The organism is Arthrobacter sp. ISL-30 (assembly GCF_018613855.1).
Taxonomy (GTDB): domain Bacteria; phylum Actinomycetota; class Actinomycetes; order Actinomycetales; family Micrococcaceae; genus Arthrobacter.
In genome coordinates this window covers 68,755-89,708 of the sequence record NZ_JAGGPK010000020.1, presented here as the reverse complement: position 1 = coordinate 89,708, position 20,954 = coordinate 68,755, and the positions used below count along the sequence as shown (strand labels likewise).

Sequence of the window (20,954 nt, the reverse complement as noted above, 5' to 3'; positions counted from 1 at the left end):
GTTGCGGGCCCGACGTCGGACTCCCGACCCATCATCCTCCAGAACCCAACTGCCAGCGGCCTGCACGATGATGTGATAATTCCCGGGGGCGTGTTCGCTATGGGCGACGCCTTCGGCGAGGGGTATCCCTCGGACGGGGAAGGCCCGGTGCACGAGGTGCGTCTCAATGCGTTCCTGATGGACACTACGGCGGTCACGAACCGTATGTTCGCCGCGTTTACCGACGCGACCGGTTACCGAACTGAGGCCGAGCTGTACGGCACGTCCGCGGTGTTTCATCTGCTAGTGCAGGCCCCGACGAGCGAGGTGCTGGGGGCTGCGTCCGGCGCGCCCTGGTGGCTGAATGTTCGGGGCGCCGACTGGGCTCATCCGGCCGGACCGGCGTCGCACTGGAGCGATAGTCCTGATCATCCGGTGGTACATATCTCCCACTCCGACGCGCTGGCATATTGCGCCTGGACCGGCCGGCGTCTGCCAAGTGAAGCGGAATGGGAATACGCCGCCCGCGGCGGCCTCGAAGGAAAGCGCTACGCGTGGGGGAATGAGCTCGCTCCCCGCGGGGAGCACCATTGCAATATCTGGCAGGGCACCTTCCCAGCAGTGAATACCACCGACGACGGTTACCTTGGCACCGCACCAGTCAAGACCTTCCCTCCCAATGGCTACGGTCTCTACGAAGTTGCGGGCAACGTTTGGGAATGGTGCGCCGACTGGTTCCTGCCCAAGTACTACCGCAACTCGCCGGTGGATAATCCGCAAGGACCCACCATCGGCGCCGGGAGGGTCATGCGCGGCGGTTCTTACCTCTGCCACGACTCCTACTGCAACCGCTACCGGGTTGCCGCCCGGACAGCCAACACGCCAGAATCCTCCAGCGGCAACTGCGGCTTCCGCACTGTCGCCGCCAGCGACCGCTGACAGCCGCAGGCGGTTCCGATGCGACTACGCCTGCAAGGGCAATATCGTGTAGGGCGTCGGGCTCGTTGGCGTTTAGTCATGCAAGTTTCTTCCCTTACAGCACAATGAGAAGTTCGGAAAGGGGGAATGACCGTCAATGTCGCTCATCGACCTGGAGCCTGTGTCGTGCCCCATATACCGGTCCCCGGGCGTGGCTGTCATCGGCGACTCCCGTGTCAGGACCTGGAGTGTGGTAGGAGCGGTCGGATCCACACCGCGCACAAGACAAGGCTGGCGCACTCCCGCATGGGCGGCGCGGCAGTCGTACGAATGGTGCAGCAAACTGGAAAGCAGGAGGTGTGGACTGTCCACACCTTCGGCTTCTGACTGGATCGTACTCCGGCCGGAATCGGCCGGATTGCGTGTTTTTTCTGGAGTTCCCAGTGTTTGCAGGGTTGGAGTCCGATCGCGTCCCAAGTCGGGCACAGTGTTTCCGCAGTCAGAGGCCCTTAGAAGGGTAGGTGTGTACAAACTTGACGTGATGGGCCCCAGGGGTGGTAGGTCTGACTTTCCCTGAACAGAAATTCGTCTTGCCGCAGGCTGGTGAGGGGCTGACTCTAACAAAACTCGCGATTCGGCCACGCGAGTCCGCGCCCGAACCTCGGCGCCAGACCCGGCGGATGCCCTAACCTTGCCTGTCCGCGCGGATAAGGTTCCAGTCGTGGGCTAGCACGTGGGTCGATACGACCCGTGCGTTTGGCCAACACAGTTTCGGGAGTTTTGGCTGGCAAAGAAGCAATTGACGTAAACGTGTGCCCGTCGGACCACTGATTGATCATGTACAGTCTCGGTGGTTTTTCTATGAGACGCATGCTTGATTGGGGGCAGGAGGCGGCGCCTGACTTTCGGTTTCGTGGTGTGACCGAGTGCCGGCCTCCCGTCCCAAGAATGTGGGGCCATGGGCCGCATGATCTGTATCTGACATGTGCCCGTTCGCTGTCGTGGCTATGTCAACGTAGTCGTTGGAAGCCAGGCCGGCCTGGTGGTCTCAAAGGCGGAGATCAATTCCTGGTCTTGCAGGGTCGAATCAATGTCGTCCAGGCCGTTGAGCAGTCTCCACCTTGTGTCCGCATCAACAGTGAATCCCATAGCCAGGTCACCTGCGGTTATTCTCTGAGCGTCTAGGTCGACGCGGAGAGAAAGCTCGGGCTGGGATTCCACTATTTGCCACAGTTGGTCGACCTGTTGCCCGTTTAGCTGGATCGCCAGAAGACCGGACTTTGCTGCGTTGCCTCGGAAGATGTCGGCGAAACGTGGTGAGATGACCACTCGGAAGCCATAATCCATGAGCGCCCAGACTGCGTGTTCCCGTGAGGACCCTGTTCCGAAGTCGGGGCCGGCGATCAGGATGTTTGCTTCTGAGCGCTCGGGGCGGTTGAGTACGAAATCCGGGTCGCGGCGCCAGTTGGCGAAGAGGCCGTCCTCGAATCCTGTGCGGGTGATGCGCTTCATGTAGACGGCGGGGATGATCTGGTCTGTGTCGACGTTGTTGCGTCTGAGTGGAACGGCTTTGCCGTCTACGGTGGTCACGGGTTGGAAGGCCACGCATTCTTCTCTCTTTTGCGCCGGGTGAGTCCGGGTGGGTTATTCCGCTCTTGGGTCGACGAGGATTTGGTATCCGTCGCAGTGGTAGAAGAGTTGCCTGCCCTGACCATGGCCTTGGCGTAGCCAGAGGTACGAGCCGTCCTTGGTGACGACGTCGATCGTTCCTTCGATGCGGTCTTTATTGGCTGCGATGAGGACCACGGTGTCGCCGGGGAGTAGTTCGAGCCAGTTGGTGACAACTGAGCGGCGGTAGCCCTAGCGGGTAGGGGCTGTATCGCCGATGGTCGGGACACTCGTGGCAGTGTGCGGGGCGGGCTCATCGGCGGTTTCTGCTACCCCGGCAGTGATGCTGGTCATGGTGTCTCTCTTGGGCGGTGCTGTGGGTGGGTGGGGTTGCTGCTTTCGTCAGTTCGCAGCAACCCCACTGGGTTAGGGGATGATGGGCAGGAGCAGGTGTGAGTCGTGTCCGTCCCCGGTGTGGATGATGTGTTGCCCACTGTTGCGGGTGTAGGTGTGGCCTTGCGCGAAAAGGCCGTGTGCGTAGCTGTTCACGTCGTGGCCTTGGATGACGAGCCGGAGTGTTTCCCCGGAGTGGAACAGGGTGCTGGAGGGCCAGATTTCGATGTCTACCGGCACGATGTCACCCTCGCTGAGCAGCTCTTCCGTTTGGTGCGTGTAGCGCGGTTGTTCCGGGCGTGAATCCTCCGCGAGCTGCCGGCGGCTGACCCTGAGCCAGCCAAGGGCGATGTTCCCGTCGTCGAAGGTGGAGAAGAACGGGTAGTTCACTTCGTTGCCGTCAGCGTCCAGTTTCTGCAGGGCTACGAAGAGGTCCATGTCATTGGACCCTTGGGCTTCGACCCATAGCCGGAGTTTCGTGTAGCCGGTGATTTCGGTGTCCTCAGCGAAGGTGTGCTCAAAAACTACCTTGCCGGTCGCGGCATCGTAGGAGATCGTTTCCGGATTCGGGGCGGGGTCCTTGCTCATGGCCTCGCGGCCGCCGTCAAGGTAGAGGGGCGTGTATTCAGTGCGGGCCAGGGGCCATTCGTTTTCGGCCCGGTTTTCGCCAACGTAGGCGCGGTCGCGGACTTCGATCCTGACCTTGGGCCAGGACGTCACGGTATTCTCTTCACCCTTGAGGAAGTGGTCAAAGAATTCCCTTTGGCGGGCCAGGCTGTCCTGGTCGTAGAAGTTCTGCCACTTCTTGCGGCCGTGCACTTCCAGCCACTCTGCTTGGAGGCGATGCGGCGGAAGCCTTCAAGGGTTCCCCTGGTGTGCAGGCCGTGGTCAGACCAGCTGGCCACAACGTAGGTGGGCAATTCAATGGCGGACAGGTCAGGGGCCTTGGACTGCCAGTACTCGTCGTAGAACGGGTGGTTCATACTGTTGGTCGGGATGTCCTCGACTCGTCCATGGGTGTTGGCGATCAGCGGGCCGAGCGCTGCACCGAACTGAGTTTCCGGGATTCCGCCGTGGGTCAGGACTTCCTTGTAAAGGTCCGTCCAGCCTTCCCAAGGGTTGATGGCTGCCAAATGTGCAGGGCGGCGGGCCGCGACGGCCCACTGGATGACCGCGTACCAGGAGACGCCGGCCATGCCGACCTTGCCGTTGCTCCAGTCCTGTTCGCCGGCCCATTCGATCAGGTCACAGCAGGCATCGGCTTCTTCGGGCCCGCACATGGTCACGTCGCCCTCGGATCCCCAGGCGCCGCGGGCGTCGGCCATGATGACGGCGTAGCCGTTGCGGGTCCAGAAGAGGGGGTCCGGGGTTTCGAAGGCTGCGTACTTGGAGAGCTGGTCCAGGCCCACGTCGTGTCCGGGCCAGCCCGCGAAGCTGAGGGCGCCGTGCTTGCCGTAAGGCGCCCAGGCCACGATTACAGGCAGGTCTGTCGTCGTTTCGGCGGGCCGGTAGAGGTCCACGAGGAGGTTCTTGCCGTCCCGCATGGGCACCCGGACGTTGTAGTCGATCTGCATTCCATCTGCAACGGTCTGGGAGTACTCACCTCCTGGCCACCCGGCGTTTTCGGGCGGGTTCCCGGGAAGGAAGGCAACATCATTGTTAACCGCTTGCTGGGTCATGGCTTTTCTTTCTCTCGTGATGGTTCGCTGGCGAACGGGTGGAACGGTCAGAGGGGTTCGGCGTCGAAGTGGTTCACGTCGGCACCGGCCAGAAAGGGAGCGAAGGTGGCAATGACTTCCTTGCCCTGGTCCGTTTCCGGGAAATGATCGGTGTGGTGGGCGACGGTGTCCCATCCGACCCAGAGGAGGTAAACCCCCTCGTGTTCGGCGCTGCGGTGCAACTGGGCCGAGCGGCAGCCCGGGGCCTGGAGAAGGGTGCCGCGAAGACGCTGGTAGGCGTCTTCGAAGGCCTGCTCCTGGCCAGGATGGATAGTGAATCTTGCGTGTTCAAGAATCATGGTTCCAACTCCCTTCTCCGGCCCCGGTGCCGGTTTAGGGGCGCGACGGCTACAGTGCCACGGACGGGTAGGGTTTACCGATCCACGGCGCCAAACGCCGTGCCCATTCCAGCTGGTAGGACAGCGGTCCCTTTTCTTCGGTCCAGTCGTCGGAGAACACGCCGATGAACAGGGTGAGGTAGAGGAAGAAGTGGGCGCCGTAGGCGAAGAGCCATTCGTAGTCAGAGTTGATCAGCGCGCGGCGTTCGTCTTCGGTGAAGGACAGCCAGGAGGTCTTTTCTGCGCTGTTCAGCCAGATGCCGACTTCCTTCTCCCAGCGGTCGATCGTAGCTGCCGGGTCCTCTTTGTAGCGGGCGACCCATTCCGGGTCACGGTCGATGCTGTAGAGGAACTTGTTCACGTAGTACTTGCTCATGCCGTCGCTCCTGCCTTTGCCGCGTACACCGGTCCGGTGACACCGCCTGCCTCGGCGGCCGAACGGGCTGCCGCTTCGGCCATCTTGTCGTTCTTGTTCGGGTACCAGGTCATGAACATTTCACGGGTGTGGTAGAGGTCCAGCTGGTCAACGTAGTCGGCGTTCTCGGGGCCGGCGATGCCCATCATAAGGATCAGGTCCATGAAGCCGTGCGTGGCGTTGCCGGAACTGGCCATGGATTCATGGGTGACGTTCTCCAGGATGGCTTCGATGTTGCCGGTGGAGAGCCATTCGATGGCCTGGGCGTCGAATTCCGGGTCCGGTCCGTGTTCGCCGAACATCCGGGGCCCGCCCAGTTCCAGGGACAGGTGGCCGGTGCCGATGGCGGCGATCTTCTTATCCGAGGGGTAGGCGTCAATGATTTTGCGGATTATCCGGCCCAGATCCCAAAACCTCTTGGGCGAGGGCAACGGCGGGGCGAAGATGTTCGTGTAGATCGGCACCACGGGCAGGTCGGCGTCAGGGCGCACGGTGATGATCGGGCAGATGATGGAGTGGTCGATCTTCAGTTCGTGGCTGAAGGAAAAGTCGAACCCTTCATCCAGCAGGCCCTGGTGCATGAAGTTCGAGAGCACCAGGTCACCGTCGAGGACGTACTTCGGGATGCCGAATTCGCGTTCCTCGTTGTAGAACGTCGCGTCGTACTTTTCCTGCTTACCGATCATGAATGTCGGGTAGTTGTCCAGGAAGAACTGGTGGAAATGGTCGGCGCCGACCATGACCAGGATGTCGGGCTCAGCGGCGGTGAGGGTTTCGCGGTATGCCTCGACTTTCCGCTTCCATTCGTCTGCCTGGGGCATGCGTTCCTCGGGCGGCGCGGTGGTCGCCTTGAGGTAGAAGGGGTGGTGTGTACTGGCCAAAACGGCGGTCAGTTCTGCCATGGTTCTCTCCCTGTGCTCTTCGCTGCCGTCGTTGGCAGCGCTGGTTGTGTGGCTAGTCGTTCTCGGGGGTGACGTAGGCCGCGTTGCGGTCCACGGTCATGTAGATGTCGTTCGCGATCGGGTTGCGGCGTTCTTCGGCGATCTGTCCGAGCAGGCCTGCCGCTCGGGCCAGAAGCGCGAAACCGCGCAGCAGATCGGTGGGCAGTCCCAGGTCGGCCAGCGCCGCTCCGCAGACGCCGGCGCCGTTCAGCGGCAGTTTCCGGCCCAGTGCCTGCTCGCTCATCCTGCCGATGGCTTCGAAGAGCCGTAGGTGGGGTCCGCGCAGCCCTTCCTCGTCGGCGATGCCGATGAGCACGGGTGTGCGGGGGTCCCCGTCCTTGTGGTTGGGGTGCCCCAGGCCCGGAACGAACTTGCCCTCGGCGCGCTGGGCCTTGATGGCGTGCAGCGCGAGTTCGTCCCATTCCTCGTCGGTGTCCGGCAGCGCACCCTCGTGAGCGGCCAGGACGGTGGCCAGGAATTTACCGCAGTCCTCGGTGACGCCGAGGAAGCGGGAGCCGCCGCCAAGGAGTCCGGCGGCCATGGCGCCCTGGATCGAGTCCGGCGCGCTGAGATAGGTCAGGCGGGCGGCAATCGCGGTGGGGGTGAAGCCGTGGTCTGCGAGGGCGACGAGGACGGATTCGAAGACCCGTACCTCGCCAAGGGTGGGACGGCGCATCGCGACGAGCCAGAAGGCGAGTTCACCGAAGCCGACTTTTCCCATCAGATCGCCGGGGAGGTCCTGTCCGAGCAGGCGGATTTCCGTGGCGGTGGAGGTGCCCAGGGAGGTGGGGAAGTTCAGTTTCTGGGTTTCTGCGGTGATGGTCATGCTTGTTCTTTCGTCGAGGGGCGGGCGGCGGCGGGAGCAGCGAGCCAGGCGAGGATTTCTTCGGTGTGCTCGCCCAGTTTCGGCGGTGCCAGGTCGTACCGTGGCGGGGTCGCGGAGAAGGTGATCGGGTTCCGCACCCCGGGGACCAGGTTCCCGGCAGTACCGACCTGCACGACGGGTTCCAGGCCGAGTTTCTGTGCGTATTCCACGCCCTGTTTGATGCTGTTGATCGGCCCGTTGGGGACCCCTGCTGCGTTGAGCTTGTCGAACCAGTACCCGGCGGATTGGGTCCGGAGCCGGTCCACGAGCAGGGGACGGAGTTCTTCGCGGCGTTCGGTGCGGTCCTTGTTCTCAGCGAAGCGGGGGTCATCGGCGAGTTCAGGCACCCCGAGCACGGCGCACAGTTTGCGGAACTGGCCGTTGTTGCCGGCTGCGACGATCAGTTCATCGTCGGCCGTGGGAAGCGGTTCGTAGGGGAAGAGGCTGGGATGGGCGTTGCCCATCCGGTGCGGGGTGACGCCGCCGGCGACATACGCCGAGGTCTGGTTGACCAGCCCGCTCATGGCTGATGCCATCAGCGAGGTCTCAATGCTTTGGCCCTGCCCGGTCTGGTCGCGGTGGCGCAGAGCGGCGAGGATGCCGATGGTGGAGTGGAGGCCGGCCATGACGTCAAAGACGCTGATCCCGGCCCGGTACGGGGAGCCTTCGGGTCCGCCGGTGAGGCTCATCAGCCCGGACATCGCCTGCACGATCAGGTCATAGCCCGGCAGCGAGGAGCCCTCCGCGGTGCCGAAGCCGCTGATGGAGCAGTAGATGACGGACTCGTTGCGCTCTTTTACCGACTTGTAGTCGAGTCCGAACCGCTTCAGGCCGCCGGGCTTGAAGTTTTCGATGACGACTTCCGCGCGGGCGGCCAGTGCCTGCGCCGCGGCAAGACCGTCAGGGTCCTTGAAATCCAGCACCACGGATTTTTTGTTGCGGTTGATCGCGGCGTAGTAGGTCGAAACGCCGTCAGGGCGGACCGGGGGGATCCAGGAACGGGTATCGTCGCCGGCCGGGCTTTCGACCTTGATGACTTCAGCGCCCATGTCCGCGAGGAGCATCGTGGCGTAGGGGCCTGCCAGGACCCTGGAGAAGTCGGCGATGACGACGCCGTCGAGCGGCCGCGCCCGGGGTGTTGTCTCCGGTTGCTGGGCCAGGGGGAATGACATGTGGTTCCTTCGTTGAAAAACAGCTTGGGGGGTAGGTTCTGACGGTGCAACGGGGTGTTAGGCCTGCCAGGCGCGGGATACCTCGAACGAGATGAACTTCCAGGCGCCCTCGGCGCCGGCGAAAGTGGCGCGGTAATCGCCCAGTGCAAGCAGCTTCGCGTCCGGTTCGATGGCCCAGCGGCTGTAACGGCACCGGGCGGTGGCCGTGGAACCTGCGCGATCGACAATGATGTTGGTCAGCACGTGCCGGCTGGGCGGGGCCGCTGCGAAGATGCGCCCGTAATGCCCGGAGATTTCGTCCGCCGTGCCCAGCGTTGTCCCGGCAAAGCTGACAACGGCGTCACTGAACAGTTCGGCCACGCCGGCCGCGTCGCGTTCATCGGCGTACTCGGCGTACTCGGCGTACCGGCCCAGAAGATTCTCCACCGCGTGCCGTACCTCCGCCGGAGAGTGGGACATCAGTGCGCCCACCAGTCGAGGCGGTTCGTCTTTGCGTGACGCCCGGTGGTCGGGTGCAGCCGTGAGATCAGGCCCCGGTAGAAAACCATGGGGCGGGTGTCCGTTGTGCGCAGGTCCGTCAGTCGTGCCATCAGGCCGTAGTGATCGCCGGCTTCATACACAGGGCCAATCCCGCAATGCATGGCTACTGCAGCTGTCCGGAGAACAGGTGCGTCCCCGCGGTCCATGTCCCAGTCGCCGACGGCGAACTTCGGCCCGGATGAGGAGGCGAAGGCAAAACACACGTCGGCGTGATCCTCGTCCAGGACGTTGATGCAGATGCGGTCCAGGCTGCGCAGGGCGGCGAAGGACCGGGATTCCTTCATGGCGAAAAAGGTCACCAGGGGCGGATCGAGCGAAACCGTTGCCAGTGAGCCGACGGTCATCCCGACCGGGCCTTCGGGACCATGCCCGGTAACGACGGCCACCGAGGTCGGGATGCGGCCCATGGCAACTTTGCCCAGTGTTCCGCGCCGCTCGCGGAGTCGCCGTTTCCGGCTTCCAGGATCAGCTCTTCGGCATCCTTGGCCGAGCGCGTGTCGTTCCAGAGCAGGGCCGGGCGGACGACGTCGCCGGTTTCGTCGAGGCAGACCATGCCGTGCTGCTGGCCTGCGACGGTGACCGCCACGACGTCGTCCAGCCCGCCGGCGCTGGCGAGGGCCTCCTGAAGGGCGGACCACCAATGCTCAGGGTGCACTTCGGTGCCTGCCGGGTGCGACGCCCGCCCCTCGCGGATCAGTTCGCCTGTATCGGCATCCCGGATCACCACCTTGCAGGACTGGGTGGAGCTGTCGATTCCCGCGACCAATGGCATGACTGGAACTTTCTGCAGGGCCGCCGTCGCATCCTGCACTTGCGTGGAGGACCCGACGGCGGCGGTTGAGGTGTAGTTGTCTGGAAAGGCCTAGCGGGCGCCGAGCAGGTGCTCGATAGCCAGCTGGTTGAGCCGAATGAACGCGAAGGAGCGTTCCGCGGCGCCGTTTGCGTCGAACTCCGCGAAGGCAGACGCGTCGGCCAGCAGCGCGGACGCCGTCTCACCAGCAGCAAGAGTTGGTTCGCCGAGTTCGAACACTCCGGAAGCCGTGAGGGCTTCCTGGACTTCCGGGTCTGCCCGGAAGGCGAGGGCCCGTTCCTTCAGCAGCAGGTACATGGACATGTTTGCCTTGGCCGATTCCCAGACCCCGTCATAGCCATCCGTGCGGGATGGCTTGTAGTCAAAGTGTCGAGGGCCGTCGTACTTCGGGCCGCCGTTGGGGAAGCCGTTCTCGAGAAGATCCACTGTGAAGAAGGCGCTGGTGAGATCGCCATGGCCGAACACGAGGTCCTGGTCGTACTTGATGCCGCGCTGGCCATTGAGGTCGATGTGGAAGAGCTTTCCTGCCCAGAGAGCCTGGGCAATGCCATGCGTGAAGTTCAGGCCGGCCATCTGCTCGTGGCCTGTTTCGGGGTTGAGGCCCACGATGTCCCCATGCTCAAGCTGCGCGATGAAGGCGAGCCCGTGACCGACCGTCGGCAGGAAGATGTCGCCGCGGGGCTCGTTGGGCTTCGGTTCAAGGGCGATCCGGAGTCCGTAGCCCTTCTCCTTGATGTAGCCGGCGGCCGTGTCCACGCCTTCCCGCATCCGGTCAAGGGCGGCGGAGAGGTCCTTCGAGCCGTCGTACTCGCTGCCTTCGCGCCCGCCCCACATCACGAACGTCTCCGCGCCAAGTTCCGCCGCGAGGTCGATGTTCCGCAGCACCTTGGCCAAGGCAAATCGCCGGATGGAGCGGTCGTTGGAGGTGAAGCCGCCGTCCTTGAAGACCGGATGGCTGAAGAGGTTCGTGGTGACCATCGGAACCTTGAGGCCTGTTTCGGCGAGCGCCGCTTTGAAGTTCTTCAGGATCAGTTCGCGCTCGGACGACGAGGCATCGAAGGGGATGAGGTCGTTGTCGTGGAAGGTCATGCCGTAGGCGCCGATTTCACTGAGCTTGTGAACGGCTTCAATGGGGTCCAGGGCCGTTCGCGTTGCCTGGCCAAAGGGGTCGGCACCCGTCCATCCGATGGTCCAAAGGCCGAAGGTGAAACGGTCTTGGGGGCTGGGCTTCAAGCTCATGATTGCTTCCTTGCAGTTGAGTATGGTGGGGCGGCTGACATTCCGCATTAGTTTTCGTTCTGAACTATATGGTCTGTGGTGGACTAAGGTCAATGGATGAGGGGAAGATCTTCCCTTTGCCGGCTATGGAGGCAGTGGTGACGAAAGAAGGCGCAATGGAGACGGCGGCAAGGCGCGGGGTTGCGCTTCCAGGCCGAGTTGGCGATGTGCGCCGCGGCAACCTGGCGCTGGTGCTCAAAGGGATTGCAGCCGCGGGGCCGGGGCTCGCTCCCACGCGGGCGCAGCTTGCAGCGGCGAACGGCCTGACCAAGGCTTCCGTCTCCAGCCTTGTAGCTGACCTCATCGAATCAGGCCTCATCCGTGAACTCGGCCTGAATCGCGACGGCGAACGCGGACGGCCCGGGGTGGGGCTCCAGCTGAATCCGCAGCGCGCTGTCATCGGGCTGGAGATCAACGTGGATTATCTTGCTGCGGGACTGGTTGACTTGAATGGAGCACTGCGCTTCCACACCTCCGAAGAGGCACAAAACAGTGGCGCGGATCCGCGCAGCGTCATTAAGCAGATCTCGCGGCTGCTTGAGCCTGTGCTCAAGGCCGCCGGGGACACGGGCACGCAGATCCTTGGCGGAGGCCTGGCGGTGCCAGGCCTCGTTGATTCGGCTGGCAGGACGATAGTCTCCGCACCAAACCTGCACTGGTCCTCAGTGACACTTGAAGTGAGGGATCTTCTCCCGGCGGCAGCCTTCGACGTACTGCTCTCCAACGAGGCCAACAGTGCTGCGCTCGCAGAGCTTTGGTACGGGCGGGGACGGGAGCTCCATGACTTTGTCTTCGTCTCCGGGGAGGTCGGCGTCGGCGCCGGCCTGGTCGTAGCCTCCGAGCTCTTCGTCGGGCCCCAAGGGTACGCCGGGGAGTTGGGCCACGTGGTGGTCCATCCCGATGGTCCGGACTGCTCCTGCGGCGGACGAGGCTGCCTGGAAACCTTCGCCGGGCTCGAGGCCATCCTTTCTGCGGCCGGAATTGCGGCGTCCCCTGTATCAGTACGCCTGACTGGGCTCCTTGATGCGCTGCGGAACGGCGAGGGGCACGCCGTTACTGCGGTCGAAAATGCCGGGCGTTACCTCGGGCTCGCCCTGGTCTCGGCTGCCAGAATCATGGACCTGCCAGCCGTGGTCCTCGGGGGACATTTCGCCCTGCTGGGCGACTGGATCCGGCCCGCACTGCAACGCAGCTTGGAAATCCACGCCCCTGGGCTGCTGGAGTCCGAATCGGTGATGCTTTCCACCCTTGATCAATCAGCGGCGCTCCTGGGGGCCGCCGGCGGCGCCATACAGTCCATCCTGGAATCCCCACACGTGTTGATTCCGGCCGCGGCCCGAGGCTACGGGAGCCCTGTTGCTTGCTCCAGCCGCACTACCGCGCGCCCTTGAATCGGCGTGTCGATAACGGTGAAGCCGGCGGCCGTGAAGAGGTTCACCGTCCCATGGTAGAGGTCCGACGGACCGGCCTTCGGTCGCACTTCCGGATCCACCGGGTAGCCTTCCACGATCGTCGCACCGTGGTTGAAGGCATGTTCGACGGCGGCTGCCAGCAAAGCGGAAGCGACTCCCGTGCGACGCTGATTCGGAGCCACGACGAAGCAGGTCACTGCCCAAATGTCCTCGTCCTCCTTTGAGTCGGCCGAATGCCGCAAGAGGCGGGAATTGAGGACCCGCGGATAGCAGGACCGGGGTTCAACGGCGCACCAGCCGACCGGTTTCCCGTCTCGATACGCGAGGACGCCAGGTTCCGGTGCATCCTGCTCAAAACGGGTCTTCAACAGGGCCTTGCGCTCCTCGGGCCAGGACTCGCGCCATTGTGGGCCGGTCAGGATGAACCAGCGGCACCAGCAGCGGGCAGGTTCACCGCGAGCGCCGAAGAGGGACTCGACGTCGGGCCAGGAGGCAGGTGAGGTAGTCAGGCCGGATCCACTGCCCGTACTGGTCTCAAACCCTTTAGCGTCGCTTTCCATCACACCGTCAACCCTTCAGATTGCCGCCAAAACGGCTGGAAGCCGTGGGTGCGGCCATGGGGTGGATCCATCCTCGCTGCTCAAGCCAGGACTCGCACAAGCGGGGCCAGGCAGAGGCGCCTGGCACGCCACTTGCCAGTCCAAGGCCATGGCGCCCATGCGGGAAGATATGCAGTTCGACGGGGACGCCTGCTGAACGCAGGGAGGCGGCGAAGCGGATGCTGTGCTCGACGCTGACGGCCTGGTCGTCAAAAGTGTGCCAAAGGAATGCCGGCGGTGTCTGAGCTGTGACGTGCTGCTCGACCGACACTGACCTAAGGTCATCATCCGACGGTGAAGGGCCCAGAAGGTTATCGACGCACCCTTGATGTGCATGGTCGGTAAAGGAAATCACCGGGTAGCACAGCACCGAAAGATCCGGAGCCGTCAGGGGCGAGTCCGTCGTGCCCAGGCTTGCGGCAAGGTGGCCACCGGCCGAGAAGCCCAGCACCCCCACCCGCGAGGCATCCACCTGCAGCCCATGCCTCCCGGACCTGATCCATGCCATCGCAGCCTGGGCATCGCTAAGCGGAGCGGGATGGCGATTGGGCGCCACGCTGTAGCGCAGGACGAAAGCGTGAAGTCCAAGCGATGACAACCACTCTGCTACCGGCTCGGCTTCATGCGGCGCCTGCCGCCCATATCCGCCGCCGGGAAGCACGAGGAAAGCGGGAACTGTGCCACTGGCGGGCGCTGTGCCGCTGGCGGTGGCTGGATGAAAAGTAAGGCCAGCCGGCTGCCCGGGCAGATTCTCTTCCAGAACGGTCTCTTCCTGCGCGGATTGCGAAGCCATGGGCATCAGCCCTTTTCAGTGCTGCGACGCAGCGCTACTTCTCCAGTGACTTCCAAAGTCCGGCCGACGTCCTCTCCCGCAGTGCTTCGCGTAGCCAGGCGTCCGATTTCCTCGAGGGGGAGCCTGACAGTGGAGAGGGCGGGACGGAAATCGCGCAGGGTTTCGATGTCGTCAAAACCGGCGATGGCAGCGCCGTTGGGGATGCGGATTCCCTTTTCACGCAGCGCAGCCGCAGCACCGATCGCCATGACGTCGTTTACCGCAAAAATGCACGGCTTGGCGGCATTCGGGTCCGCCTTGTAGAGCGCCTGGATACGAGAGGCAAGCTTACCTCCGGCCTTATAGCCGCCCTCCCGGTTGAAGGAGGTCCTCAGGACTTCAGCCGCGGGGCGCCCGGCTGCCTCAAGTCCTCTCTGGAACCCTTTGGTCCGCTCATCCGACGTTGCGAGTCCTTCGGGGCCGGCAATGATCCAAAACTGCCCGATATGAATCGCGGCAAGATCGAGAGCCAGGCGGCGCGAGAGTTCTTCGTTCGGCACGGCCACCACATGGTAGCCCTCAGTTTCCTTTGCGCCGACAACGCCCTGACCTACAACGGCTACATGACCGCCGTTGCGGCAGTAGCGGTCCAGTTCCGCTGCAAGTTCCTTATTGGCTGAGGCATGGCCCGCCTGGGTGGAACGTGTTCCGGCGATCACGATTGAATCGGCGCGCCGCGCGGCAAAAGCAGCCACAGCCTCGCGTTCCTCCTCGGGGGTTCCACCCGTCGAGGCAAGAAGAACCATGCGGCGCTGCTCCCGGGCGACTTCCTGAACGCCCCTGGCAATAGCGGAAAAGTAGGGGTCTGCGATGTCATGGACCACAAGTCCAATCAGGCCGCTGCTGGACCGCGCGAGGGCCTGTGCCTGTGCGTTGGGAATATAGCCCAGGCTCACGGCAGCGTTGCGGACACGTTCGGCGATGTCCTCACCGGGCTTGCGGGCTGACCCGTTGAGCACTCTCGACGCCGTGGCAGGGGACACCCCGGCGAGCTTCGCCACCTCTGCCAGTGTGCTTGCAGCCACGTGAACTCCTGTCCGGAAGTGGTTTCCATGTGCTTGTGGACATTATGGCAGTTCTATCCACTGAATGGGAAAGCGTTTGCCTTTGGGTCTATCCCAAGTAGGCCGGTGGTGTAGAGGCCAAGGGCAGGCGGTGAAACTGCACAGGAAGAAAAACTCAAATATTTAGGGAATGCGCTTGCCAGCAACCTTTCCAGCATGCAAACTAGAACGAGTGGGAACGCGCTTTCCAGAATAGGCCGACAGGCAGACAACCGAACAACCTGGAGTAACTATGGGCTTCGAGACGAAGACAATCCGCATCGCCATGAATGGCATCACCGGTCGCATGGGCTACCGTCAGCACCTGCTGCGTTCCATCCTCCCCATTCGCGACGCCGGGGGATTCACCCTCGAGGACGGAACCAAGGTTCAGGTGGAGCCGATCCTGGTTGGCCGCAACGAAGCGAAGATTCGTGAACTCGCTGAAAAGCACAAGGTCGCTGAATGGTCCACCGATCTCGATGCCGTCATCAACGACCCCACCGTCGACGTCGTTTTTGACGCCTCCATGACCAGCCTGCGCGCCGCCACCCTGAAGAAGGCCATGGCCGCCGGCAAGCACATCTTCACTGAGAAGCCCACGGCGGAAACCCTCGAGGAAGCCATCGAGCTGGCCCGCATCGGCAAGGAAGCCGGCGTCACCGCAGGCGTCGTCCACGACAAGCTGTACCTGCCCGGCTTGGTCAAGCTGCGCCGGCTGGTGGATGAAGGCTTCTTCGGCCGTATCCTGTCCATTCGCGGCGAATTCGGCTACTGGGTCTTCGAAGGCGACGTCCAGGCCGCCCAGCGTCCGTCCTGGAACTACCGCAAGGAAGACGGCGGCGGCATGACCACCGACATGTTCTGCCACTGGAACTACGTCCTTGAAGGAATCATCGGCAAGGTCAAGAGCGTCAACGCAAAGACTGCAACCCACATCCCTGCCCGCTGGGACGAGCAGGGCAAGGAGTACAAGGCCACGGCCGACGACGCGTCCTACGGCATCTTCGAACTCGAAACTCCGGGCGGCGACGAAGTGGTCGGCCAGATCAACTCCTCGTGGGCCGTCCGCGTCTACCGCGATGAACTCGTCGAGTTTCAGGTCGATGGCACCCATGGCTCCGCCGTCGCCGGCTTGAACAAGTGCGTTGCGCAGCAGCGGGCGCACACCCCCAAGCCGGTCTGGAACCCCGACCTGCCCGTGACCGAATCCTTCCGGAGCCAGTGGCAGGAAGTTCCGGCCAACGCCGAGCTCGACAACGGCTTCAAGCTCCAGTGGGAAGAATTCCTCCGCGACGTCGTTGCCGGCCGCGAACACCGCTTCGGCCTCCTGTCCGCCGCCCGGGGCGTGCAGCTCGCCGAGCTGGGCCTGCAGTCTTCAGCAGAGCGCCGCACCATCGACATCCCGGAGATCACCCTCTAATGACTTCCCTACTTCTTCCCGACGAAGATGGCAGCACCCGGCTCTATAAGCTCCGGCCGGGCACCACGTGGGCCAAGCCGTCCGCGCCAATCACCTCGCGCCACGCCTATGCCGCGGCGCACGTCATTCCCGAAGCCTGCGCGGACAACACGCCGGGCGCCCCGGCCCAGCTCGACTGGGACGCCACCCTGGCCTACCGACACGAGCTGTGGTCCTACGGCCTCGGCGTGGCAGACGCCATGGACACCGCCCAGCGCGGAATGGGCCTTGACTGGGCAGCCACGCAGCAGCTCATCAAGCGCACTGGCGCGGAAGCCGCAACCGTTGTAGCGGCCGGAAACGTCGCAACCGCCGGCAAGTCCGTCCGCGACCTCGTATCCTGCGGAGCGGGAACGGACCAGCTGGACTTGTCCGCTGTGGCTGCGGGACCCGCAGGAATCCAGGCAGTGCTCGATGCCTACCGTGAGCAGATCGCCGTCGTCAGCGAAGCAGGGCCCAAGGTCATCCTCATGGCCTCCCGCGCGCTGGCCAAAGTCGCCACCAGCCCGGACGACTACCTGCACGTCTATTCCACCCTCCTGCAGGAAGTGGACCAGCCGGTTATCCTTCACTGGCTCGGCACCATGTTCGATCCCGCCCTGGCCGAATACTGGGGTTCGGACGACGTGGCAGTGGCTACCGAGACCTTCCTGGGCCTTATCCGCGAGCATGCGGACAAGGTTGATGGCGTCAAGGTCTCACTGCTGGACGCCGCACACGAGGTCGCTCTCCGGGCGGCGCTGCCTCAGGGAGTGCGCCTCTACACGGGCGATGACTTCAACTACCCCGAACTGATCGACGGCGACGGCAGCCACTATTCCGATGCCCTCCTGGGTATTTTCGCTGCTATCTACCCAGCGGCCTCGGCCGCCCTGCAAAGCTACGACGCCGGAGACGCCGTCAAGGCGCGCGCCATCCTGGACTCCACGCGTGAGCTAGGCAAGCATATCTTCAGTGCGCCGACGTTCTACTACAAGACGGGCATCGCGTTCATGTCCTGGCTCAACGGCAAGCAGGCCGGCTTCCAGATGGTCGGCGGACTGCACTCAGGCCGCTCCGTAGTTCACCTGGCGCGGACCTTTGAGCTGGCCGACCAGGCCGGGCTCCTGCGCGATCCCGCCCTGGCCGCGTTCCGGATGTCCGACTACCTGCGGATCAATGGAGTAGGCGTATGAGCGACTTCTCACGGCTGTCCCTGAACAGCGCCACTACCAAGAAGTGGACCCTTGCCGAAGCCGTTGACGGCTGCGTTTGTGCCGGCATTCCAGCCATCGGACCGTGGCGGGACCGGGTTGCCGAAGCCGGGCTGGACAAGGCTGCCAGGCTGATCAAGGACGCGGGCCTGCGGGTTTCCTCCCTCTGCCGCGGCGGTTTCCTCACCGCAGCCGACGCCGAAGGCCAGGCCGCCGCATTGGCGGATAACCGTGCGGCGATCCTGGAAGCGGTGGCCCTCGACACTCGGGAACTGTTCCTCGTCGTCGGCGGCCTGGCTCCGGGGGAGAAGGACATCGTGGCTGCCCGCCAGCGGGCGGCGGACCGACTGGAGGATCTGGTTCCTTTTGCCTTCGAACATGGCGTTCGCCTGGTCCTGGAACCGCTGCACCCCATGTATGCCGCGGACCGCGCCCTCATCTCGACCCTTGGGCAGGCGCTCGACCTGGCGGCTCCGTACGACGCAAGCGCCGTCGGCGTCGCCGTCGACACGTTCCATGTGTGGTGGGACCCGGAGCTGAAGGCACAGATCGAACGTGCGGGCCGGGAGAACCGGATTGCCTCGTACCAAGTGTGCGACTTCAACCTGCCGATTGCGGCGGATGCGCTGTTGTCGCGGGGAATGATGGGCGACGGCGTGATTGACTTCGCCACCATCGGCACGTGGGTGCGCGATGCCGGGTACACAGGCGACATCGAAGTTGAAATCTTCAACCAGGAGATCTGGGACGCGGACGGCAATGCTGTCCTGGAGACCATGAAGGAGCGGTACGCGGAGCTTGTCCTCCCGTTCGCCTGATCCTCCCGGCCAAGGCTGCGGGTCCCTGTTTCGTCACGGCATGGACCCGCTCTCCACCTGGCGGCCCGGCACCGGAACCATCCGGCGCCGGGCCGTTTTTTGTGTGGCATCGGAGAAGTGCCTGTTTCTCATTTGTTTGTCGTGTAGAGGCTTGCTTCCCCGCGTCAGCGGGTGCATTATTTTGTAACTCTTATTGGCGTGGTTTAGCCATCGTGGTTTAGCTATGAGGCATGGCGAGAGCCGGAATCGGGGCCATTGGGATTCAATCAGACAAAAACCCATTGGACGATTGCTTTTTCAGATTCCTGGCCGAAGCTGGTGGCGGAACAAACGGGGTATCCAAAGGCGCGCTTTAAGTCCCGTTCTTTGTGCTGAATACGGGACATCCTCCCTAATTACCTCGGTGCAAGATTACGTGCGCACCATTGAGTTTCTTCGAGAGAGCCATGTCAGGATGACTGATCCCTCAGCGCCGTGCCGCAAAACCACCCACCGCAAAACCACCCACCGCAAACGGCCCCGATTTTCCCTGATGTCCGGATCGACGGCTGCCGCAGTCGGTCTGATCTTCGCTATAACCTCCTGCACGGTGCAGGCGACCTTGCCCGGTGTGCCACCGATGGCGCCCGCGGCGCCGACGTCATCGGCGTCTGTTCCGCCGTCCCTGCCCACGCTTCCAGCGACGTCCGCGGCTGAGGCGCCAGCTGGGCAGGTTCCGGTGGCGACAGCGGGCCCGTCGGAGCCAGCCAGCCCGTCGGAGACCGTGCCCACGTCTCCTGCGTCCCCAAACCCGGACACTGCCGCGCCGGGCACCCCTGCCGTCGCCGTCGAACCGCCGCCTCCGGCAGCCCCTGTTGGCGTAATACTCCACGAACAGATCAATGGAGTCATCAATGCCTATGGGGATCATCAGGTGGGTGTGGCTTTGATCGATATGGCCGACGGCCACACTTACGAATATGGAGCACGGACCAAGTTTGTTGCTGCCAGCACTGCGAAAATCCTGGTGGCGGCTGCTTACTACCACCTAGTGGAAAGCGGGAGCGCATCCTTGACAGCCCCTTTAGGCGGTTATGTGGCCTCGTTTCAAATCCGGCAAATGGTCCAGTACAGCAACAACGAATCGTGGGCCCTGTTGCGGGATGCCATCGGTTATCAGAGGCTTCGTGAGTATGCGGCATCGATCGGCATCAATTATGATCCTGCGGTGAATTTGCTCAGTCCGGCCGAGATGGCCGGTTTGCTGAATTTGTTGTATGCGGGCCAGCTCATCAATAAACAGCACACGGCAGAGCTGCTTTCCTTCATGCAGCACACCAACTACGAATCGCTGATTCCGGCTGCGGTACCGCCGGACATCAGCGTCTTCCATAAGTACGGCTGGCTTAATGGAAACCTTCATGACGCCAGCATCCTGGTGCAGGGGGACAGGAGCTTTGTTTTCGTGATTTACACCCTTGGCAACTACGCGAATGGTCTTCCGGCCCGCACCCAAGTCATTCACGAACTAACGCGCATCGTCGTGTCCGCACTCAAATAGGGAGTGGGCAAGAGAAACTCCCCGGTCGGAAGACCGGGGAGTCGCCGATGTATCGCCTCACCACAACTGCGCCCCAGGAGGGAATCGAACCCCCGACCGGCGGATTAGAAGGCCGCTGCTCTATCCCCTGAGCTACTGGGGCATGTACACCAACAACCGTTGTCTATGGTGCCCCTGAAAGTTTACAGCCACTTTGCGCCGTTCGGCGTCAGGAGGGCGCCCTGTCGCACTCATCCTCCACAGGCGTCCATCCGCTGGAGATATGCACATACCGCGATTCTGGACTGGGTCGCCGTTTCCCTGGGAGCGAAGCTGGAAGGGCCGGATATGGCACTTCATCTCACGTTAGGACACTACGGTGAGCGACATTATTACAGTTCGGGGCTTCGTCGCCTCGGAAATCAGGAGTTCGACGACGCCGGGCGGCACCTCGACAGCTTCATTCAGGTTGGGATCCACGGAACGCCGTTTTGACCGCAACACGAGTACATGGGTGGATGGCAACACCAACTGGTTCACAATCCAGTCGTTTAGGCATCTGGCCGGCCATGTCGCGTGCAGCCTCAAGAAGGGCCAGCGCGTCATCGTTGTAGGCAAGCTGAAACTGCGTCAGTGGGAACACGAAGGCAAGATCTACCACGTGGCGGAGATCGACGCAGAGTCCATTGGGCATGATCTCATGTGGGGGACCGCCAACTTCACCCGGATGAGCGGCACTTCGGCGCCTCAGGCCAATCAGCCCGGCGATGCAGCCCTGAGCAACCCGTGGACTTCTCCCGAAGGGTCCGAGGCGCCACCCGAGGACGAAGCGGGGGAGCCCCCGGCAACCATTGAGGTGCTGCCGGAGGAAGGTGATGGAGAGGCGCTCTTGGTGGACACTGAAACGGGTGAGCTGGTTTCGGCAGTCGCTTGACTGCCGATTCCCGCAATCCAAGAGGGTCGCACTGCGGCGCGGTTGAATCGTTCGGACACCACCCCGGATTGCTTATGCTCGCGCCTTATCCTCGCGCCGCAGTGCCGCGTGGCAGAATTGCAGGGTGAAAAGCAGCGGAAGGTCTCACGTTCTCATCAAAAACCCC

The 20,954-nt window shown here is 63.1% G+C and carries 23 protein-coding genes, 1 tRNA gene and 1 pseudogene; 7 read left to right on the top strand and 18 right to left on the bottom strand.

Translation table 11 applies throughout. The annotated features are described in order from the left end of the window. Nucleotides 1-30: 30 nt before the first annotated feature. Nucleotides 31-918, top strand: a complete 888-nt coding sequence (locus J7E82_RS08740) for a formylglycine-generating enzyme family protein (protein ID WP_308113721.1) — start codon at nucleotides 31-33, stop codon at nucleotides 916-918. Nucleotides 919-1,902: 984 nt separating this feature from the next. On the opposite strand, the gene leuD is transcribed toward J7E82_RS08740, so the two are convergent. The 13 genes and pseudogenes from leuD to xylA all read right to left on the bottom strand — a co-directional run bounded on the left by leuD (nucleotide 1,903) and on the right by xylA (nucleotide 10,937). Next, nucleotides 1,903-2,502: a 3-isopropylmalate dehydratase small subunit gene (gene leuD, locus J7E82_RS08735; protein WP_214862220.1), complete on the bottom strand. Its 600-nt coding sequence runs from the start codon at nucleotides 2,500-2,502 to the stop codon at nucleotides 1,903-1,905. A 39-nt stretch (nucleotides 2,503-2,541) separates the two neighbouring features. Continuing rightward, entirely contained in the window at nucleotides 2,542-2,703 is a 162-nt protein-coding gene (locus tag J7E82_RS08730; RefSeq protein ID WP_214862219.1) for a hypothetical protein, read from the bottom strand. A 228-nt stretch (nucleotides 2,704-2,931) separates the two neighbouring features. Then, the gene (locus J7E82_RS08725; RefSeq protein ID WP_308113717.1) at nucleotides 2,932-3,618 is read right to left on the bottom strand and encodes a CocE/NonD family hydrolase; all 687 of its coding nucleotides are present in this window, start codon (nucleotides 3,616-3,618) and stop codon (nucleotides 2,932-2,934) included. Next, the gene (locus tag J7E82_RS08720; protein ID WP_214862217.1) at nucleotides 3,615-4,577 is read right to left on the bottom strand and encodes a CocE/NonD family hydrolase; all 963 of its coding nucleotides are present in this window, start codon (nucleotides 4,575-4,577) and stop codon (nucleotides 3,615-3,617) included. The genes J7E82_RS08725 and J7E82_RS08720 overlap by 4 nt, the downstream gene beginning before the upstream one ends. Nucleotides 4,578-4,624: 47 nt before the next feature. Continuing rightward, nucleotides 4,625-4,915 (bottom strand): antibiotic biosynthesis monooxygenase, encoded by a 291-nt coding sequence (locus J7E82_RS08715; protein ID WP_214862216.1) that lies wholly within the window; start codon nucleotides 4,913-4,915, stop codon nucleotides 4,625-4,627. Nucleotides 4,916-4,964: 49 nt separating this feature from the next. Beyond that, nucleotides 4,965-5,330, bottom strand: a complete 366-nt coding sequence (locus tag J7E82_RS08710) for a hypothetical protein (RefSeq protein WP_214862215.1) — start codon at nucleotides 5,328-5,330, stop codon at nucleotides 4,965-4,967. Then, nucleotides 5,327-6,271 (bottom strand): hypothetical protein, encoded by a 945-nt coding sequence (locus J7E82_RS08705; protein WP_214862214.1) that lies wholly within the window; start codon nucleotides 6,269-6,271, stop codon nucleotides 5,327-5,329. The genes J7E82_RS08710 and J7E82_RS08705 overlap by 4 nt, the downstream gene beginning before the upstream one ends. Nucleotides 6,272-6,323: 52 nt before the next feature. Continuing rightward, a complete protein-coding gene (locus tag J7E82_RS08700) occupies nucleotides 6,324-7,136 on the bottom strand; it encodes a citryl-CoA lyase (RefSeq protein ID WP_214862213.1) in 813 nt (270 codons plus the stop codon). Next, the gene (locus J7E82_RS08695) at nucleotides 7,133-8,347 is read right to left on the bottom strand and encodes a CaiB/BaiF CoA-transferase family protein (protein WP_214862212.1); all 1,215 of its coding nucleotides are present in this window, start codon (nucleotides 8,345-8,347) and stop codon (nucleotides 7,133-7,135) included. Before J7E82_RS08695 ends, J7E82_RS08700 begins: the two co-directional genes overlap by 4 nt. A 57-nt stretch (nucleotides 8,348-8,404) precedes the next feature. Beyond that, on the bottom strand, nucleotides 8,405-8,806 hold the full coding sequence (locus J7E82_RS08690) for a nuclear transport factor 2 family protein (protein WP_214862211.1): 402 nt from the start codon (nucleotides 8,804-8,806) through the stop codon (nucleotides 8,405-8,407). Next, the gene (locus J7E82_RS08685) at nucleotides 8,806-9,294 is read right to left on the bottom strand and encodes a flavin reductase family protein (protein ID WP_214862210.1); all 489 of its coding nucleotides are present in this window, start codon (nucleotides 9,292-9,294) and stop codon (nucleotides 8,806-8,808) included. Before J7E82_RS08685 ends, J7E82_RS08690 begins: the two co-directional genes overlap by 1 nt. A gap of 8 nt (nucleotides 9,295-9,302) precedes the next feature. Next, nucleotides 9,303-9,659: pseudogene (locus tag J7E82_RS08680) on the bottom strand (FGGY family carbohydrate kinase); the annotation flags it as partial. 90 nt (nucleotides 9,660-9,749) lie between these two features. Next, entirely contained in the window at nucleotides 9,750-10,937 is a 1,188-nt protein-coding gene (gene xylA / locus J7E82_RS08675) for a xylose isomerase (protein ID WP_214862209.1), read from the bottom strand. Between the two features lie 137 nt (nucleotides 10,938-11,074). On the opposite strand from xylA, the gene J7E82_RS08670 reads away from it, so the two are divergent. Next, on the top strand, nucleotides 11,075-12,367 hold the full coding sequence (locus J7E82_RS08670) for an ROK family transcriptional regulator (RefSeq protein WP_308113716.1): 1,293 nt from the start codon (nucleotides 11,075-11,077) through the stop codon (nucleotides 12,365-12,367). On the opposite strand, the gene J7E82_RS08665 is transcribed toward J7E82_RS08670, so the two are convergent. The 3 genes from J7E82_RS08665 to J7E82_RS08655 are packed head-to-tail and all read right to left on the bottom strand — an operon-like array spanning nucleotide 12,319 to nucleotide 14,844. Then, the gene (locus tag J7E82_RS08665; RefSeq protein WP_214862208.1) at nucleotides 12,319-12,948 is read right to left on the bottom strand and encodes a GNAT family N-acetyltransferase; all 630 of its coding nucleotides are present in this window, start codon (nucleotides 12,946-12,948) and stop codon (nucleotides 12,319-12,321) included. The genes J7E82_RS08670 and J7E82_RS08665 overlap by 49 nt on opposite strands. A gap of 7 nt (nucleotides 12,949-12,955) precedes the next feature. Then, complete coding sequence (locus J7E82_RS08660; protein ID WP_214862207.1) at nucleotides 12,956-13,780, bottom strand: alpha/beta hydrolase; 825 nt, start codon at nucleotides 13,778-13,780, stop codon at nucleotides 12,956-12,958. A gap of 5 nt (nucleotides 13,781-13,785) precedes the next feature. Continuing rightward, nucleotides 13,786-14,844, bottom strand: coding sequence for a LacI family DNA-binding transcriptional regulator (locus J7E82_RS08655; RefSeq protein ID WP_214862206.1), 1,059 nt, complete (start codon nucleotides 14,842-14,844; stop codon nucleotides 13,786-13,788). Between the two features lie 271 nt (nucleotides 14,845-15,115). Between J7E82_RS08655 and J7E82_RS08650 the strand changes: the two genes are divergently transcribed. From J7E82_RS08650 to J7E82_RS08640, 3 genes are read left to right on the top strand one after another with little or no spacing between them, the layout of a single operon-like run. Continuing rightward, nucleotides 15,116-16,285, top strand: coding sequence for a Gfo/Idh/MocA family protein (locus J7E82_RS08650; protein WP_214862205.1), 1,170 nt, complete (start codon nucleotides 15,116-15,118; stop codon nucleotides 16,283-16,285). Beyond that, on the top strand, nucleotides 16,285-17,499 hold the full coding sequence (locus J7E82_RS08645; RefSeq protein ID WP_214862204.1) for a dihydrodipicolinate synthase family protein: 1,215 nt from the start codon (nucleotides 16,285-16,287) through the stop codon (nucleotides 17,497-17,499). The genes J7E82_RS08650 and J7E82_RS08645 overlap by 1 nt, the downstream gene beginning before the upstream one ends. Further along, nucleotides 17,496-18,335, top strand: coding sequence for a sugar phosphate isomerase/epimerase (locus tag J7E82_RS08640; protein WP_214862203.1), 840 nt, complete (start codon nucleotides 17,496-17,498; stop codon nucleotides 18,333-18,335). Before J7E82_RS08645 ends, J7E82_RS08640 begins: the two co-directional genes overlap by 4 nt. 411 nt (nucleotides 18,336-18,746) lie before the next feature. Here J7E82_RS08640 and J7E82_RS20625 read toward each other — a convergent pair whose 3' ends face one another. Further along, on the bottom strand, nucleotides 18,747-19,226 hold the full coding sequence (locus J7E82_RS20625) for a hypothetical protein (RefSeq protein ID WP_251041629.1): 480 nt from the start codon (nucleotides 19,224-19,226) through the stop codon (nucleotides 18,747-18,749). On the opposite strand from J7E82_RS20625, the gene J7E82_RS08635 reads away from it, so the two are divergent. Then, the gene (locus J7E82_RS08635) at nucleotides 19,198-19,875 is read left to right on the top strand and encodes a serine hydrolase (protein ID WP_374223600.1); all 678 of its coding nucleotides are present in this window, start codon (nucleotides 19,198-19,200) and stop codon (nucleotides 19,873-19,875) included. The two genes, J7E82_RS20625 and J7E82_RS08635, sit on opposite strands and share 29 nt — an antisense overlap. 69 nt (nucleotides 19,876-19,944) lie before the next feature. Here the strand turns inward: J7E82_RS08635 and J7E82_RS08630 are convergent. After that, nucleotides 19,945-20,017, bottom strand: a tRNA-Arg gene (locus J7E82_RS08630). Nucleotides 20,018-20,233: 216 nt separating this feature from the next. Between J7E82_RS08630 and J7E82_RS08625 the strand changes: the two genes are divergently transcribed. Further along, nucleotides 20,234-20,788: a single-stranded DNA-binding protein gene (locus J7E82_RS08625; RefSeq protein ID WP_214862202.1), complete on the top strand. Its 555-nt coding sequence runs from the start codon at nucleotides 20,234-20,236 to the stop codon at nucleotides 20,786-20,788. The last annotated feature ends 166 nt before the right edge of the window (nucleotides 20,789-20,954 follow it).